This is a genomic window from Oleiphilus sp. HI0066, from assembly GCF_001635725.1.
Genome location: NZ_LWFH01001544.1, coordinates 1 through 2017 on the forward strand (window position 1 = coordinate 1; position 2017 = coordinate 2017).

The following is a 2017-nucleotide window of genomic DNA, read 5'->3' on the forward strand; positions in this document are numbered from 1 at the left end:
TGGGGGGGGCAAGACTTTGCTGTTGTAAAACTTAGAGTTAATGATAGCGGTGCGGTGACTGTATTAGCTCAAAGTCAGCATGGTTCTGAAGTTGTTGATGAAGTTGTTGAGTTAGTTATTACTGATAATGGTGAAATTGCTGTTTCTGGAAGTACCGAGGGTCTTTCTTTGGATGGTCAGTCTACTATTCCTCCTGAAGATGGCCGAGAAGGTTTTGTTTATTTATTTGACGGATCATTGTCCCTTTTATATAGCCGTTTTGTTGGCGATAGATCAGATAATAATATGGTAGGGCTGTCCGTTGATGATTCGAATGTTCACGCTTTCGTGACGGATGGTGCGGGTATATTTTCACGCTCTTTAGATGATGATGGATTTTTAGATGTAGATGTTGCAAGTGCGTCACTTAGGCAGCCAGCAGCATTTATGCAAGGTGGTGTTGCCAATTATGGTGACGATAATTTTGGTGTCTTGGTTAGTTCGACTTTCAGTAAAGATGGAGATGCTACACCTTCCTTAACAGATGATGTTTTTTTGTACAATTTGCGATTAAATGAAGAAAGTTCGATATCTAATCTGTTCACTATTGCCACGGATTCCAATGACGTTGGACGAGCTATTGCATTTCTTGATAAGGAAGATTTTGAGAGGGTTGGTGTTGTTGGCGAGACTCTCGGAGAGTTTGAGGCGGGCTCTATCATAGGAGGGCAAGATTTATTTTTTGCATCGGTTGATGTTGTGGCTACTCCGAGTTTGTTAAAAGTTCAGCAGTTTGGCACCGCCGGAACGGATTATATTGTAGATTTAGACGTTGTAGGCGAAGACAAATTTTTAGTTCTTTGGAAGGAGGATCACTCGTCAGGTGACGGTACCTTCCGCTACAGAATCACGCCATTTTCTCCAGATGGTGAAAACCTACTTCCTATTAATTAGTTGAATAAAAATGACCTTTCTTGAGGCTTTTTATTAAGAATCGCGCTGGTGATAGTTGTTTTGCTTGTTCGTGTGGAAGTCCGATACTTGAACTAGAAATTGTATCCACAAGAAGTCTTGCACTTAAGGGTGAGTAGGTGAGTCCCTTCGAGCCGTAAGCTAGGTTTAAGTATGTGTGATCGTAGTATCTGCCTTGTATTGTTTCTTGTTTGGCGTTTTTTGTAAGAAAACTATATTGCTTGTTCATTGCACTCGTTCGAGGTAGTTTCCCAACGATCGGAGTGTAGTCGTTTGACGTTGTCCGAATACCTGCATGTCGGCCTGAAACCTGTTCATTCAACGTCGCTTGATCGCTCCATCCTTTGAGCCAAGTCACGAGTTTTTCGATATTAGCGTGATCATCTTCCCTTGATTCAAATGGTTCTGAATTATTCAAGTCGTAACTGGCACCAATATGCAGTTCGCCGTGTAATGTAGGGCAGAGATAACCCTCGCCACATAGAACTGTTTTGGGTGTCGCGAATGACTTGGATGACAACTGAGTTGTTTGCCCTCTTAGGGGTTTTATTGGTAGTGGGTAGTTTATGTCTAGATCTTGGTAGGAAACTGCATTACATATTATCGTTGCATCTGCATTCATCGAGTTCAGTAACGCATCGCTCTCCCAATCCTGATGTGTATATTCACGCTTATTGATTAGCTCAATGTTGTCATGTTCTAGTACATGTTTAGAAAATGCCTCTGTGTCTAACCAACCTGCTTGTGGAAATACTAGCCCGCTGTCTTGAATATCTAGTCCGCTCAGGCCTTTGAGTTTATTTGCATCGGCCTGATACATGAATGTCTCAGGCAGTTCAAAGCGATCTACAACATTTTGCTGTTTAGCTCGTTCTTTTTCATTCCATGCTAGGTGAACAACGCCGCAAGTATGCCAAAATCTGTTTCCGCTTGAGAGTTGCTCTCTCGAGAAAAAGGTTTGAGCGTAGAGCTGTGCTTGAATCAGTAGTCGTGCTTCTGGTGTATATTGCTGAGGGAATTTTCCATACATGATCAACTGTTTTTGACCGCTAGCGCCTTGCAATGG

2 protein-coding genes are annotated in these 2017 nt (G+C 42.3%); one reads left to right on the forward strand and one right to left on the reverse strand.

The window, feature by feature from the left end:
* Window positions 1-933 (forward strand): hypothetical protein (locus A3738_RS31470; protein ID WP_197474001.1); only part of this gene is annotated, 933 nt, incomplete at its 5' end.
* On the opposite strand, the gene mnmC is transcribed toward A3738_RS31470, so the two are convergent.
* Window positions 926-2017, reverse strand: a 1092-nt coding sequence (gene mnmC / locus A3738_RS23990) for an FAD-dependent 5-carboxymethylaminomethyl-2-thiouridine(34) oxidoreductase MnmC (protein ID WP_156504470.1), incomplete at its 5' end; no start/stop codon positions are given. The genes A3738_RS31470 and mnmC overlap by 8 nt on opposite strands.